Source organism: Halomonas halodenitrificans DSM 735, from assembly GCF_000620045.1.
GTDB classification, from domain to species: Bacteria; Pseudomonadota; Gammaproteobacteria; order Pseudomonadales; family Halomonadaceae; genus Halomonas; species Halomonas halodenitrificans.
On record NZ_JHVH01000037.1, the window covers coordinates 1 to 15,243 of the forward strand.

Here is a 15,243-nt window from a genome sequence, read left to right on the forward strand (position 1 = left end):
AGAACGACGATCGCCTGAAAACCGAGCTGGATTTCAAGAGCCACCTCGAAGACCTAATGCGGGAGTTCGACAAGTCAGCCGCCGACGTCATCAAGCTACTCGATCCGACATCGATTTCTACCAAGGGCTCCAGCAGCACCAAGAGCACCGGCCGCGCCAAACGCAAGCTGAAGATCTACAAGAACCCGAACACAGGCGAAGTCGTCGAGACCCGCGGCGGTAACCAGAAGACGCTGAAGGCCTGGAAAGAAGAATACGGTGCCGATACCGTAGAAAGTTGGGTAGTACGAACTGAAGACTAAAGAGTACTCACCTGCTCACCCAAACAGGTGGGCAGGTCAGCTTTTATCGCCCAGAAGCTGACATTCAGCTAAACCGGATATTAGGCAACTGGACACTCACTAATTTTTCGCGCAAAGTAGTATTTCCTTGCTCGAGATATAGACTCTTTATTTACTTCAGCCAATTGTCTTCTATTAATTTTTTGGTCGCTTTCACCAGCCCAGAAGGCCCGTTTTGGAGAAATGGGAATAAATGCAAAATCTCCATAACCATCTGCAACCAAAAACTCACCATCTTGAGCCTCAATCAACCCCCATTTAAATTGGCTACAAGCATCCCAATGTTGATCAAGTAAAGTTTGAATTTCAATCCCAGACGAAAAGCGGGATGCTACCACTCCGCCTTCCCGAACAAAACTACAATTTTTGTTTTCAAGGATTTCCTCCTGATCTTTTGTTAGGCCTGAATCGGATATGCCATTTAGAACTACATCCGTATGGCTGCTTAAGTGGAATTCATGCCTTAACCGCCAGAGAAGGCAATATTTAGAAATAGCCTCATGATCTCTTTTTGAAAAGTTCTTGATGTTATCAATCTCTTCATGAAACCTATCTTCAATAGGAACCATGTATCCCTTTTCTGCACGTTGGTCCCATGTGCGTTTAGTGCAAAATATCTTTGCTCGTTTATGCCTTCTAACTATTTGACCGGAAGATAAATCCATTACTTCCACCTTATCGTCCGAATCGTAAAACATTGAAATAGCATGTGCCGTATGGTAATGCTGATCAATGGTTAACTGCCTAGGGTTTTTTCTGATTGTTGGCTCGTACGCCATCTATCTTCCTTCTTCCAAACTGTCACCACTTTTTCAACTCGGATAAACGCTCATGCGGCTATTGCCGACATGCATGTCTGCTTCGGCTAGCTAGCTGCCAATTCAGCTCCATCAGCTTAGCCTAAAATTCGGCATCCGGCCATGAGCGGACGTTTAGAATTGCATGATATATAACAGCAGGCATCAGCACTCGCACCGTTTTCGCTCAGCTGATGCTTTTGTTGGCCATTTCCCTGCCTTGTTTAAGGCATACTATAACCATGTCTCATCTAAATCGGTGGTAGAATCTTATATGCAATGTCAATCTGATCATCACAGGTCCCTAGCTTATGCCAGCTCTGATTTGATATCACTCGGCAGACAACGCAGAAGCGCGTAGAGACGTAGCGGCCACTCAAAACAATATGGAACTTATCACCAGTTATATGAGGACCACCTAAGTTCGCTATTAACCACTCAACTTTATATTGGTCTGAACTGAAAGCAGGGTCAATCTCAGCTGTGATGGAAATGGAATCCCCGCACCGAAGATAGCTCTCCTCATCCCGAGAGTAGTCCAATATGGCCGAACCATCGGGATTTCGGTTGGAAGACGAAGGATAGAAAACATGTCCGAGCGAGTCTAGAATCTTAACAACCGTCGGTACATTGTAGAGGTTTTCCATATTAACCCGAGCGTAGTAGCTCTTCAGACTCTCTACCACATCCATTGAGTAGCAGAGAACTCGATAGGCATCGTGAACAGAAATTGGATTTGCGTGATACAGTGCGTTTCGAGGTGTAATGAGACGCATAAGAAATGTTCGTGCAGAATCATTGCCTTGGGGGAAAATATAACTTAATGCATCTGCGAAGTGATCACTGTACAAAGCAGGGTTGCATATTATCTGAATCTGGTCATCCAAGAAGGCGGCGTCAATCGGACGGACAAATCGCTCGGGCTCTTGTGACTTGCGGTTGGAAAGTGTTTTAGCAAGGTCTGATTTTATTACTCTGCTACCATCAGTTTTTTGAGCGTCGAGATAGTCTTGACCATATGCCTCGGTCAGTTTTGTATCAATGAGCCTCCGAAGCCAGAGTTCAAGCCCTTCGATTGCACGCTTGCAGCCATCCCGCATTTGAGTTTCTGATATTGTGTGAAGTGGCATGTTTATGTATACTCCCTCGGGTCGTCAACTACCTCACCTAGTCTATCTGGTGTAGTTTGAAGTTCAGCATTCGCCAGAAACGGACGTGTAGCGCGATCTGGCATATGCCAACAGGTAGAAGCGCCCAGATGACCCTTAGCATTGCTAAGCAACAGAAGTCCAAGCACAACCACTTATTAACGGTTATCTTGGAACCCCCGCCGGATCCATGCAATTACAAAACCAAGCAAGTACAAGATGATAACGGGACCCACCCAACCCAAAAAGCCATAGCTTATAACCTTTAGTCTAGTAGACTGATGTTCTTGAAGCACCTGCTCGTGCTCCATGTATGCCGGAGAGAAATTGACTGGGACGTTTAGCGTGCTGTTAATGTCACTGACAAAGGTTTCATATGAATCGGCCAACGGCCCTTCGCCCTCACTTAGAAAACGACGAACCCTCGCTTTAGCCAAAATTAGATTCTGGCGCTCTTCAAGGCTCAAGTCCGCTTTTCTTTCACTATGATACTGATCAAGAATGCCAATTGTGCTTTGAGAGCGCGACATGTCCGCAGCATTTTTCGGATTAACATCTACCAAATATATCATAGCCACAACCACACCTGCGTATAGCACAGAAGATGCGATCCATAGCCTATGCCACCCATTGAGACGCCTCACTCTCTTAGCCCCCAAGCACTACTCAGAATGCGCACTCTTTTTTGACTGAGCTTGCCAGCCACTTAAAATCAAAAAAATACACGATGCCTAAGTTTTGTCGAAACTCTTTGATCCACTCTAGTGAAAATAGCATAGAAAAATAATACCAACAATATGCTGGCTTCTTTTTTGGGAAATTCGGCTGGTGTCATGGGGTAATGATTAACGCTTATCCACATCGGCCAAAGTTCTTCTTTCGGCCAGAAGAAGACGACCAGAGAGTCCTCATATAACGACAACAGCACGCGCGGGGGAATTTTAGCACCTCCCCGATCAGCCCGATCGCCTAGCGTAAAGCGACCTAGTTAATCTGCTTGTTAAGCTCAACTGCTATCTCTCGCTCATCGAGCTTAGTAGAATATATAGGGAAGGATTTACCTATAACACGCAACAACATTTCTCGCATATGATCAGATGTTCTGAGGCCCAAGTGGATTCCAGTGATCCTTCCGGAAACGCAGAAAAAATCCTCATCCGATATTATCCGATATTCCTTTTCATACTCCCAGTGCTTGCTTTTTATCCTCAGTACCTCGTATGATTTAGGTGAAGTCAAAAGAGAGCAAGAAAACTCTCTTAACTGATCAACATAATCGACCTTATACAAAAACTTCGCATCCACTTCCAACTCTATTTCAATTGCTATTCCGGTATGGCCACCCGCGTAATGGGACCACATACGCACGTCAGATTTTTCTCCAGAAAGACTGCACACCCGTGTTCCACCAGGAATAGGAAGCTCAGATATTGATTGTGGCTTCTTAACGGTGCGGTGGCCTCCGAGTGGTGCAAAATTCAGAGGGCCACTATTAAGTGAGCCGCCAATATGCATAACTGATAGAAAAACCCCTTCAAAGGGATCATTGAGTTTGTTATATGCTGCACAATGCAATCGCTCATTTAACAGTATATCGAGCGTGTATTCGATGTTGGCAAGCGAACGAAATTTATAGAGTTTCATAGGCATTTAACATAGATAAATTCGCCAAGAGTGTTCTCAGCAAGGTCGGCACTGGGTCGGCAACTGCATCAACCACCACAACAGCATAGCCAAAAGTTCTCGATCCGGCCAAGAGCAGACGTTGAGCATTCGCTGATATAACGTTTTCAGCACGCGCGCCGAAGAAATGGAGCCGAAGGCATAATGTGAAGGGCGTCGCCGTGCCTGCACTGATTAGAAATCAGCGATCACCTTTGTAGGTCACCGGCTCTTTGTTGAGGCCAATATCAGCTCTCATTGCATTGGTTAACCGCAGCGCAGAGTCCCTGACAGTTTTCCAGTCAGTTTTTTCTCCGTCGTATATCAGAGCTAGCAAGAGATCTACAAAAGCATCATTTGCATCCATTACATTCTGCGGAGCAAGCATTGCCAAGTATCCATATATGCGTAGCCTATCGTTTTCGAATGCTTCTTTCTCTTCGCCCGAAAGATCATCTCTTTCCCCGATAACCAAAAGCTCTATCTTCGCCAGAATTGAAGCTACTGAGTCGATTGATGCGCGGTATATCACCAACTTATCGTTATGCTCACGAAGGTGGGTCTGTTTGAAAATTTCGTAGTCACTTGAGATGGCCGTTAATTGCTCATCATTTTTGGCCTTTAGCGAGGCGCGCAAAGCTTCCAATTCCCTCTCATGCTTGTGGCGCTCGTTATCCATCAGGCGAGCTGCCCAGACTTTACCTATCCAACTTGAAAGCCCTACGACAATGGCACCCCCGCCGCCAAGTGATCCCAAAATCGCAGCTGAAATCGCGAGATAATGCTCCATTGTTCTCCTTGATTTATAACGCTCGCCATAACCGGCAGTTAAAAGCTGAGTGTAGCGACGCGAAACGGCGCTTTTAACTGTCCGTGTTAATGGCATTGTTAGAAGATTTTTCAGTTCTGAACTTAATAGCGTCAACTAGACGAGCCATATTTTGCTCGTAGTTATCTTCTAAATTGATATACGATCTATCACGTATTTCATCAGGAAGTTGTACTGATTGCGTTAGAACCGGGATAATTAAATTTCTGTTTCTCTTTTTTTCTAAGTCTATTATTTTCGATAGCTCTTTGTGCATCCATTCGGATTTCGATGATTCTGGAGACATTATTTGCAAAAACCATTGGCTGCTTTTTAAACCTTCATTGATTTTTTTTGAAATTGAATCACCCGGTGAAATTTCCTGCTCATCTAACCAAGTTTCAATTCCTTGGCTAGACAAATAGGAAGTAATCTTTCGCGCAAGTTCCTTATCTACGCTAGCGTAGGAAATAAAGACCTTTGGATTCTCTCTTTCATAACTTAGTGCTTCTCTAACATTTGCAACTGAACTTTCAATATCCCCAATCTCAATATTAACGAGCTTACCACCTAGTTTGATACTCGTCTTGGTTCGACGTTTAAATAGAATAGCCCATATGCTACTGATATAACTACCGAATATTGATGCAACAATGGCAACTATAGAAGCGATAATAATTTCCATTGAATTGCTCCTATAATGTATCGGTCAATATTGAAAAAGTGGAAAAAAGCGCCATAAATCCCACGAGATTACCAGCATACATCCAACGCTTCTTAGGCTCTTGAATTCTCACAGAGTCATTGTGGAATTGTTTAAATATTATTGACCCCAATAAGGCTACAAAATGAACCAAGAACAAGAGCAACCAAATCGGTATCTCGTATTCCGAGACTTCAGTATTCCATTTTGAGAAGAAAGGGAACATAGATTTGTTAGCAATCCATATCCCTAAAGCTGCAAAATCTACTGAGAGAGCAACTGCTGAGAGCTCTGCACCCCATAATGGACTAGTGGATTCATCCAAGTCATACAGATGACCACGTACTTTAGCTATGACTTCATCATTGCTTTTATCACTATCGACATCTTTAGAAATAGCGCTCAATGTCGATTTCATTAATACAAATTTTGTGGCAATTAACTCTGCCAACAGAGTTAACCCTGCTACTGCTAGAGTCCATACTATGTTGAAAATCATCTCCATCAGAAATTTCTCGTTTTCCTTCTACCAGTTTAACAGCATGCTAGCACACTTTGCACTTCCTCACATCAGCCATAAAACACGGCAACGCACTGATTTTGTGATGGATACGTGCATAACTTTCGCAGCCTCTAATCAAAAAAACAAGCATGCACGCTATCTACGCCAAGCTGGCACACTATATGCGAGGGTTTCTCCCCGACTTTTAGAATTCACATGATTAACTACGCAACCTGCGGTGAAACCGTTCCGCTGTGAGAGGCATTTCGTGCCTGTTTCGCCTGCCAGAGAAAACATACTGGATGAAAAAACAGAACGGCTGATCCATTATCAATGCATAGATATTACAGCACCCACAATTCCTTGCGATACATGCCTCATACTGCTTGCTTCATAAGTAGCCAAAAAGCTACATCAGGATAGACTAAAGTTAGGCATCCGGCCAAGAGCGGACAATCTTCTATAGCCAATATAATGCCAGAGCAAGTTGTCTCTCGGAGCGCCAGGGCAAGACGTTCTGCTTGATTGACCTATTTGGCACAACAAACACTGAACGGTCTTGCAGGACCGACAGCATGAAGCGAACCGCGTTTAAGCGCCGTCCGGTTGCCGATTACGGGCGGCCAGTCGTTGATCTGATCGCGGGATGTACCGCCGTCGAGGACTGACGTCATTTCGTCGACCCGCACGCTGCCGTAGTCAGCTAGGGCGAGAGCAGGAATAAAGGTTAGAGCAGCTATCAACTTAACTTTCTTGTGACCGTGCAGTGGCACACATCGCCGTCGATACTATCAATGCGAACAACAACTGGTCGATCCTCAGCCGGGTCTTCGGTAAACAGGAGCCAGCTATTGGAATCGAGCCCCCGGACATATTCCCTGCCCACCTCAGGCTCCTTCACCTGATCCGTGCCAATCTTTGTGGTCATGCCAACCTCAAGTCGTCTTATATCTTGCATGGACTTCTCCTATGTCAAAGAAAACAGAATTACCACCTGCCAAGGCGTCCGCTCTGGTTCATAAGCTGATTTTATCTATACCCTCAGGGTAGACTAACGTTCTCCATTCGGCCAGAAGCGGACGTACAGCGTGGATTTAATAATGCCGATATTCAGTGGCGGTCCTTACGTAGTGAAGCGAAGAACAGGCTGTCCGGTGGAGACCCGCTAGGGCCGAACTGGGATGGAATCACGAGCTAATTTCTTTGGCTTCTTCGCAACAGGCGGAAACACCTTGATTAAGTAATGAGTTATGATGGCAGTTTGGTGCTGACGATTTTCGCTTGGTACACCAAGAATATTTCACTTTTAACCTTATCTTCGCTAGTTACTGAAGGGTGACACAAGTGTTCATGGCCGTTCGGGCTGCTGACGTAGATTGACCTACCCTTTTTGTATACCCAGTAGCTTTGACCGTCTTCTGCCTCAGCCACAAACCATAGCTCTTTTCCTGGCATTAATAACTCCTTGGTCAATTGATCTCTGACACTTATCTCCGAAAGTAGGAGTGACAAAGACAGAGCAAAGCGTTGGTATTGGCATTGCTCTGGCTGGCCATGCTGGGTGAAATTATCCCTTTTCTAATCACCTTTCTTGTGCTTGTGAGGCTTAAGTGATGGCGTATTCCCGGGGGTGTTTTTGTTGTCCCGTTGACGCCTATCTGGCTTACCAGTTGATTTAGCAGTTCTTTTGGGGCCTGGTTTAATTCCCATGGTTTTCTCCTTTATAAGCACTATTGATCGATCCACGAAAGGGCTGCCACACCCTCACCCGGACGAACAAGCCTGCTGCTTGCCAGCAGTAGTGTCGCTGTGGGTCGGCAGCCATCCATCAGCATAGACTAAACTTTCTCGTTCGGCCAGAGGCGTACATTAAGAAAAGACTGATTGATGCGTGGTTGTATTTAACAGGCAGTTGGCAGCATTAAACTTACTAGTCCAACTTATTAACGGTCCATCCATCATTCTCATGATCGTATGAGACTCTCCATAGCGTAGATTCCTCTGGCTGGACATTCTCAATTATATTTGGCAGCTCTTGGAAAAATCGATTAACAACTTCTTCAGCTCCAGGTAAGTCAAATAAATCTTCATCGCCAAAAAATATTTCAACGTCATTGAGCTTGATGGTTATAGCGCAGCAAGGATATTTTTTTGATCTCAGCAAAGTTGCCAGTTTCTCTTTACTCCAAGAATACATATCACCCGCCAGATGCTTAGCAAACTCCCCAGCAAACACAGAAAAGAATCCAACAACGGCAATGTAAATAGTTAAACTATCTGGCCCATTAGCACTTGGGTACCAAGTCAAGCCGACAGTGGTATTTCTATCCGTAATGAACTCGGGCAATATCGAGTCAACATCGCTTCCCTTATAGCCTGTAGAATTAAGCCGTATTTCGATTGAGTGTTGCAGGGAAATATTATCATTCATCTTAGACTGGCACCTTGTCGTAGCAAATACGAAAATTATAAAACCAAAATTTAAACTAAAAGCATACCATTTTTCAAATTTATTCCGTTTATGGTGCCTACCTTCAGCACTGGTATCGGTTCTTAATGCATTGGTGGTAATAGCGCCCGACAGAGCCAGAATTTATGAATTCACGAAACACTGCTTCTGGGACTCCGCAAAAGGTATAAAGCGGATGGCTATCTTCAAAATCGATAAACATTCTGGAGCTACTCGCTTCATAGCCGATTTTTCTTATGGCTTTGGAGCTTACAGAAACCCACTCAGTCATGGTGCTCTCCCGTGATTCTTAACTGCTTGAGTGTTCAACACTGATGAACCCGCATGCAGCATTTCCCGGAATGGTCGCTTTGGGTCGTCAGGTGCCGTGCACCACCTATTAGCATAGGCTAACATTCCTCATTCGGCCAGAAGCAGACGTACCAATAGTCACTTTGGCTAGATATACCAGATGCCCGGAGCCTACGACTGTCCGTTGGCGGTATCGCTCCTGCTGTGCCGCGGCTAAGGAAAGGGCATGGTTATCCCATCGGTATTGCCGTTACAATAGGACCATTCCCTTGCTGACCACAATTGCTTCAGCAGAGCCCTTGAACCACTTCAGATATCCCTAATGTTGGCCACCCTATGAACCCTGCTGGCATCGACACTAGCGCACTACTCACCATGCTGGGCTTGATCACTGCAGTGTGGGCGGTTGTGCCAAGCACTGCCAGGCTCAGCTTTCGGTTGAGCTTAAACTTGTTCGACTGGTTGGCCATCTGGGCAGCGTTGCTCATTATCCACGGGCTTTTCTTCGAGCCCGTGCTCACGTCACTTGGGTTTCCGGCCCTTGGGCCATGGCTGTGGGGTTTCGACAAGAGTGCCGCCCAGTACCTTCTGTTTCTGCTCCTCGCCGCCTTTGTGTATTGGCGGTCGCGCAGAACGAGGTTGACGCGCTGGAACCTCGGGCTCTTCGATGACCTCACCACGTCGCTTTTGCACGCAGGGAAGCTCGACGAACTCTCCGAGTTGCTGCATCTTCATCTCGATTCGGCGCTGGACTTGGCCGCATCGAAGAGCGTGCGCGGCCGCCTGGCCGATAAAATTCGCCCGCAGCGTCCCGGCTTCCAAGTCATCGTCCGAGACGACGGGTCCATCACTCTGGGGCAAGGGGCCCCGACTAACAGGTTATTCCGCAAATTGTTTGGCTTCCGCGAATGGCTTGCCGACCTAGTTGGCCCTTCCCAGCAAGTGCAGCGCCGCGCAGCCATCGTCGTAAAGCGGCTGTTATCATCCCGCCGCCTGGCCTCACATCTCGCCATCGCGAGACCATACCTCTGCATGGAGGTCATGGAGCGCGCAACGCGCTTTGTGGAAGGCTTCCAAGATGAGTTCTTCCACGCGCTATTGGCCAATGAGGCCAGCGTCTTCTACAGCGAGCTCAAGAACAACGACAACTTCGGCGAAGGTGGACACCGCCTGGCACTTCCTGATGAGAACCGACTTTTACGGTTCTACTGCGTCGATGTTAATGTGGCCGCTCGACTCGGGGTTTACCGGTCTGTCGGCGAGGCCGTACTCGCGCGGATTGATGCCGATGAAGTCCTCGAAAAGAAACTCAATGGGAGGCTGCTAACCTTTCAAGAGGTTGGAAAGCACCACGACCCTGTGTATACCGGCATTTGGTTCTTCAGGATCATGGTCCTGGAGGGCCTGCATCAGCGCACCGCTGACCACTTGTGGCTACACTACATGCCCCATTTCGCCAGCCGCTTAGTTGATCGCGCTCGCGAAGTTCGGCCGGAAGACGAGAACCATGAGTTCCCAACGCCGCTGGGCTACCTGCTGTACGAAGTCGTTGACACTACTGCAGTATGGGTGAGGGATGCCGAAGCTCTAACAGAGCCTGGCGACATACTGCGTCCCGACCAGCTCGAAGGAAATCACATCTACATTGCCTTCGAAGCTGCAGAAGCCATCGGCCGAGTGATTCAGATTATCCTAATGTCGCCGCGCGTGCCCTGCCGACTCAAGCACGAACTGCTTAGTGTGGCGCTCACCACCCTGCGAGACCTAGAACAGCGTGCGCACTTGGCACCTTTGGCCAGGGTGATGCGGGCACACCTCATCGAGCCTTACAGTTTCCTAAAACAGAGCAATTATTTATATACCCTGAAGCAATGCTTCGATGAACAGGACCATGTGCTTCGGGCTCAGCTGAGGTGCTTTAGTGAGGAACTCGACGCTGCTCAGCAGCTGCGCTCTGAGAATTAATCTGTATTCAGAGTGTGGATATAATCGACGAATTCCCTACAACTACTTTGGGTCGTCAACTGCCTCCACCATTCCATCAGGATAGACTAAAGTTACTCATTCGGCCAAAAGCGGACATTGAGATTTTCCTAACATATAACGCTAAGTGAATTGGCGCCGGAGCGCCATCGGAGGGAGCCAAAAGCATGCCGCTTTTGGCGTCCGGCTGACCGCTTGGTTATGTGTTGTTCTCATGCCGATCAACATAATAGAGATTATCAGTTTGGGAAAATCTCAAGGATAGTGATTTCACCTCAAAAGTTGTGCAGCTAACAAGTTCTGCTGAGTCTAGATCAAATAAAGCGAGGTTGTACCCTTCAGCCAAAGCACTTTTGTAGACGATACCATCGTAGCCTTTTGACTTGATGAACTCAGCTATGACCTGCGTAGGCGCGTAGTCGGCTGTGGAATCCGATTCCAGAACCGGTCGCGAAAAGGCGTTATCGATGTGCGACCATACCGCTCGAATCTTCTCTTCCTCAGTTGGCTCACTAAAAAAGAAGTATTGCTCCTCTCCGTGCTCCACGGAAAAATCTATTAGCTTTAGCTCTTTTTTGGTTACAAAACACCCCGTCGATATTATCGAGCCAATCCATGGCCTAACCTCTGACATTGCAGTTTCTTTGTCAGTCGCGATATACAAATATGGGATGCCTTTAGGGTTGGCTCTCCCCTCTCTAGCACTATCTCTCAAAGGCTTCATACGTTCAGGTTTGTAAGCGGTAGGGAAGTAGTCTATTAGTTCCTCTCCGGCATACTCCGGACGCAAATCATGACCTAGTTGAGCCCGCCATAATCGGGTGTCTTTCGGAAGCACCCTTATTCGCTCCTTACCTGAAATAACTATTGCTCGTAGAAAATCAGCAGCCTCCTCGCTTTGGATATGGCGAGACTCCCTTACTACTGATTTCTGAAATTCCCTAAAGCTATTCCATGACTTAAACGGCATATTTTTCTCGATTTGGAAGTCCCGACACATAACGACCAGTGTAACCGGAGCCCAACGGAGCGTAGCGCAGTTGGGCGTCCGAGTTCACACTGTTGTTAGCGGCCACGATGCTTTGACTCATAGGACCTCCCAAACCCGCGCGACAAATCGCATGTTATTGGCTGCCGATCGCGAATCATCTTCGAGCTTAGTTTTCAAGCATTCGGGCACAGAAAAGTCTGAATAAGCTTCCAACCACTTTTTCTTTTGCTTATCAATTAGCTTCTGATGATCTCGATTATCTGAAAGGCTAAAGCTTTTTTTTCGCCGACTACCGACAATCAGCGGAGAGTGTGAACCCTGCCGAAACAGCTTCGCCCGAAACAACCTTCCAACATCTTCCCTATTTCCTGCGACTAGAAAGTAGGTTCCACATTCGTGATCGACTGAATCTTTTAGTGCTTTTAGGCGAACAAGATCCCAGAGGATGTTTTCTGCAGAACAATGAGAGCTACCAGCCCACTTCGCTTCTGCTGCAAGCACAACCTGATTCGTAGCTAGATCCTCGACGACGTAGTCAATCTCCGGTTTTCGTCCCCGCTTCATCGAAGAGAGCACCGGATGCGCGAAGTTATTCCTAGCCCTATAGGCCGTCTGGTCGAAGAACGATGCGAGGATCTCCGAAATACTGTGACCAAGATACGCCTCCCCCATTATAGACCCGCGAAAACAGAGGAAGTCGTAGTTCATTTTCGCGGCGACAGCCTCGCCAATTCGCCTTTGTACAGAGATTTGGTTTTTTGGAATCATTATGTCTCCGCTATCCGTTTGCGACTGCTGCCGCACCAGTCGCTAAAGCCCGGCTCAGGCACCGGTTTGGAGCCGTGAAGCGGCGGAAAATCGGTCGCTGTGCAGCCGATTGTTAGGCCGCCACTGTAAGCTGACTGGTCCAGCATGCCCCCAAGGACCGCCGCGATGTTGTATTTGTCGCGGACGGGCTTGCCATCATAGTCCAATCTATCGATCGAGACGGACGCGAAGCCGCCTCGCTCGTTCCCGAAAAGCGGCTTCGCCACCTTCAAGGATGTCACAAACCACCTTGCGGATCGCAGCGTCCTCTAGCCCACCCGCTACATAGCTGATCGGCGGCAGACCACCTGAGAGATGCGGACCAGCTTCGGCGACGATGATCTGATCCGCGTCGGTGTTGATCACGAGATTGGCGTTGTGTGTCACCATGATCACCTGGCGTTTCGCCTTCGCCGCGATGAACAGCGCCACCAGCTCGTCGAAGACCGACTTTGGATCGAGATTTTCCTCTGGTTGGTCGATAATCAGCGGTCGGTCGTCGGAATCGTCGAGCGCGAGGTAGAGCAGCAACAGGACGATTCCTCGCGTGCCTGGCGATAACTTGCGGATGTCGACACCGTCATAGGAAATCTCGTAGCGGACGGCAATGTGTTCGGTCCCGAAAAGCCAGTGTGCGAACCGCTTCGACCACGCGCGGAATTCAGTTTGCTGCGCTGGGGAAAATGGCGCGTGCGATAAGAGGTCTTTCAGGTATTTTCCCATAAAGGCCGTCATGGCAGCCTGAACCTCAGCGGCAGAGCCGGTTTCCCATGCGGATTTGAGCGCGTCCGTCGCGGCCGCGATCAACGAACCGCGCCCGTAAAAAGGGCCCGCCTTACGCCGGTCGAGGAGTTCCTCTTCGGCAAACGCGCCCCAGGTCTGGACATCGGCAATCCTGCGGACTGAAAAACTCAGCTTTTTGAGCGTGCCCGATGATGAGGAAAGGCGCTCCATGAGCGGTGCATACAGGCCAGCCAGCGCGTTTTGCTCGTTTATGATGGCCTCGAACACTCGGCCATAGGTGTCGTCGCGTTCAGTCTGCAAGTCCTTCCGTCGCGCTGCCGCGCTCTTGGCGTCAGTGAGCCGTGCTTCCAAGGTCTGAAGCGCCGAATTCTCCTGCGCAATCCGCTTAGTAAGCGCTGCGTATTGCTCACGAACTAGCTTGTCCGAGCCGAATAGCGCCTCAAGTCGAGCCATCTCTGCTACGATCGGCGCAAGCGGAAGCATCGCGAGATCTGCGTCATCGGCAATCAGGGCAACCTTGGGATCGCCGGGCGATGGCGGAACACCGTTGAGCTTGCGAACCTCGTCGTCGGCCCATGCGGTGTAGGCCGTGAGGCTCGTGTCGACATCGCCCTTGTAGATCAGCAGGAACTCGTCCCACTGATTGGCATCTAGGCCACTGTTGTTGTGTCGCGCCTGGATCTGACGGAGCATTTCAGGCGCGCCGGTGGCGCGCACACTGCGAACCTCGTCCTGCAGAGCGACGAAGGTTCGGCGCTGATTGTTGTAGGCTTGTATCTTGGTCCTTAGCTTCTGCGCAGCCTTGCTGAGCTGGGTGTGCCTTGCGACCTGCGCTTCGGTACCCTTGACCACCAGCTTAGCCTGATCAGCCGTATAGCCGGCGATCAGCTTCCTCTTTTGCTCAACCTGCTTGCTCAGGCTGGCAACGAGGCTCTCTTTCTCGAGCTCGGTAGCGATGCTGTCGGAGATGTCGGCGATCCCCTCCGCCTCACGCTCGCGGGCTTGCTGGAAGCGAGCGGTCCGTTGCTCGCGGAGCTCGGTGAAGTCAAGCGCCCACTCGCGGTCGTCCTGCGAGTGGGAATCGAAGATAACGCGCTCGATCTCATCGACGAGACCATCGGAGACACCCTTGGCCGAGCACAGCTCCTCGACAAATTGCTGAGAAAGATATCTCGCACGAGGGAACGACATATGGCCGTTCGCGTCACGGCCATCAAGCGCACGCGTCTCCGTCGCGCCGCCGCCCCAAGTCAGTGTCGCGGAGGCGTCCCCGATCAGTTTGCGTGCGCGTGTGAGGAACGATGGGCTGACGTTCTCGTCAGCCTCCCAGCCAGCTGGAGTTATTGCATCGCAACCGGCGGCAATCACATCGGCCAGTGCCGTCTTGCCCGATCCCCGCGCGCCAATGATGGCGACTAGGCCGGGATTGAGCGAAATATCGGGCGTGGCCGCCCAATCTGCGTCCTCAAAGTGTACATGCGATATGACCTGCGACGGCATAGCCGAGCTTGGCGGTTTCTCGCCGACATAGGCACGGCCTTCCGGGTCGATGCAGGCCTGTCGTAGGGCATCGAATGTCAGTGCACCCTTGATCCACGAGAAGCGATTGTCGACTGGCTGCCCAACGGACTCCTGGTCGCCCCCAGTGTCAGGATGAGTGTCGCACCCTCTGATACCCTGTTCTTATAAACCGACCAGGGGGCGAAAGGAGACACTCATGCCTCGTTACTCCGAGGAGCGCCGGCAAGCCGTAGTGACCAAGCTGCTGCCTCCCCACAACCTCTCCCCGAAGGTGATCGCGGAGCAGGAAGGGATCTCGCTGGGCACCGTCTACAAGTGGCGCAAGGAAGCCCGCGCTGAGGGGCGGTGCCTGCCGGATGCTCTGGGCAAGGGCGCCGATGGCTGGTCGTCCAAGGACAAGTTCAGCGCCGTGCTTGAGACCGCCTCGATGAACGTCCAGGAGGCTGCGGAATACTGCCGCCGCCGGGGCATCTAT

15 protein-coding genes and 1 pseudogene are annotated in these 15,243 nt (G+C 49.4%); 3 read left to right on the forward strand and 13 right to left on the reverse strand.

The annotated features are described in order from the left end of the window. A partial coding sequence (locus tag Q358_RS18800; RefSeq protein ID WP_027962489.1) for a histone-like nucleoid-structuring protein, MvaT/MvaU family occupies positions 1 to 302 on the forward strand: 302 nt, incomplete at its 5' end. An 80-nt stretch (positions 303 to 382) separates the two neighbouring features. Here the strand turns inward: Q358_RS18800 and Q358_RS18670 are convergent. From Q358_RS18670 to Q358_RS18350, 10 genes are all read right to left on the reverse strand, one after another. Next, positions 383 to 1,120 (reverse strand): hypothetical protein, encoded by a 738-nt coding sequence (locus Q358_RS18670; RefSeq protein ID WP_156940928.1) that lies wholly within the window; start codon positions 1,118 to 1,120, stop codon positions 383 to 385. Between the two features lie 269 nt (positions 1,121 to 1,389). Then, on the reverse strand, positions 1,390 to 2,268 hold the full coding sequence (locus Q358_RS18675) for a hypothetical protein (RefSeq protein WP_156940929.1): 879 nt from the start codon (positions 2,266 to 2,268) through the stop codon (positions 1,390 to 1,392). Between the two features lie 176 nt (positions 2,269 to 2,444). Beyond that, complete coding sequence (locus Q358_RS18680; RefSeq protein ID WP_156940930.1) at positions 2,445 to 2,864, reverse strand: hypothetical protein; 420 nt, start codon at positions 2,862 to 2,864, stop codon at positions 2,445 to 2,447. A gap of 406 nt (positions 2,865 to 3,270) precedes the next feature. Further along, positions 3,271 to 3,930 (reverse strand): DUF2971 domain-containing protein, encoded by a 660-nt coding sequence (locus tag Q358_RS18340; protein ID WP_161629658.1) that lies wholly within the window; start codon positions 3,928 to 3,930, stop codon positions 3,271 to 3,273. Between the two features lie 220 nt (positions 3,931 to 4,150). Continuing rightward, a complete protein-coding gene (locus tag Q358_RS0113605; RefSeq protein ID WP_027962491.1) occupies positions 4,151 to 4,738 on the reverse strand; it encodes a hypothetical protein in 588 nt (195 codons plus the stop codon). 73 nt (positions 4,739 to 4,811) lie between these two features. Further along, on the reverse strand, positions 4,812 to 5,441 hold the full coding sequence (locus Q358_RS18345; protein ID WP_084286574.1) for a toll/interleukin-1 receptor domain-containing protein: 630 nt from the start codon (positions 5,439 to 5,441) through the stop codon (positions 4,812 to 4,814). Between the two features lie 10 nt (positions 5,442 to 5,451). Next, positions 5,452 to 5,964: a hypothetical protein gene (locus Q358_RS18685; RefSeq protein ID WP_156940931.1), complete on the reverse strand. Its 513-nt coding sequence runs from the start codon at positions 5,962 to 5,964 to the stop codon at positions 5,452 to 5,454. A gap of 736 nt (positions 5,965 to 6,700) precedes the next feature. Beyond that, the gene (locus Q358_RS0113610; RefSeq protein ID WP_027962492.1) at positions 6,701 to 6,919 is read right to left on the reverse strand and encodes a hypothetical protein; all 219 of its coding nucleotides are present in this window, start codon (positions 6,917 to 6,919) and stop codon (positions 6,701 to 6,703) included. 972 nt (positions 6,920 to 7,891) lie between these two features. Beyond that, positions 7,892 to 8,392, reverse strand: a complete 501-nt coding sequence (locus Q358_RS18690; protein ID WP_156940932.1) for a hypothetical protein — start codon at positions 8,390 to 8,392, stop codon at positions 7,892 to 7,894. Positions 8,393 to 8,495: 103 nt separating this feature from the next. Continuing rightward, complete coding sequence (locus tag Q358_RS18350) at positions 8,496 to 8,702, reverse strand: KTSC domain-containing protein (protein WP_084286575.1); 207 nt, start codon at positions 8,700 to 8,702, stop codon at positions 8,496 to 8,498. Between the two features lie 470 nt (positions 8,703 to 9,172). Between Q358_RS18350 and Q358_RS0113615 the strand changes: the two genes are divergently transcribed. Continuing rightward, complete coding sequence (locus Q358_RS0113615; protein ID WP_156940933.1) at positions 9,173 to 10,687, forward strand: hypothetical protein; 1,515 nt, start codon at positions 9,173 to 9,175, stop codon at positions 10,685 to 10,687. 217 nt (positions 10,688 to 10,904) lie between these two features. Here Q358_RS0113615 and Q358_RS0113620 read toward each other — a convergent pair whose 3' ends face one another. The 3 genes and pseudogenes from Q358_RS0113620 to Q358_RS17555 form a co-directional block, all read right to left on the reverse strand. Then, the gene (locus Q358_RS0113620) at positions 10,905 to 11,675 is read right to left on the reverse strand and encodes an RES family NAD+ phosphorylase (RefSeq protein WP_027962494.1); all 771 of its coding nucleotides are present in this window, start codon (positions 11,673 to 11,675) and stop codon (positions 10,905 to 10,907) included. Between the two features lie 117 nt (positions 11,676 to 11,792). Next, positions 11,793 to 12,464: a hypothetical protein gene (locus tag Q358_RS18695; RefSeq protein WP_156940934.1), complete on the reverse strand. Its 672-nt coding sequence runs from the start codon at positions 12,462 to 12,464 to the stop codon at positions 11,793 to 11,795. 207 nt (positions 12,465 to 12,671) lie between these two features. Next, positions 12,672 to 14,921: pseudogene (locus Q358_RS17555) on the reverse strand (TrlF family AAA-like ATPase); the annotation flags it as partial. Positions 14,922 to 14,964: 43 nt separating this feature from the next. On the opposite strand from Q358_RS17555, the gene Q358_RS0113630 reads away from it, so the two are divergent. Continuing rightward, a partial coding sequence (locus Q358_RS0113630; protein ID WP_043488403.1) for a helix-turn-helix domain-containing protein occupies positions 14,965 to 15,243 on the forward strand: 279 nt, incomplete at its 3' end.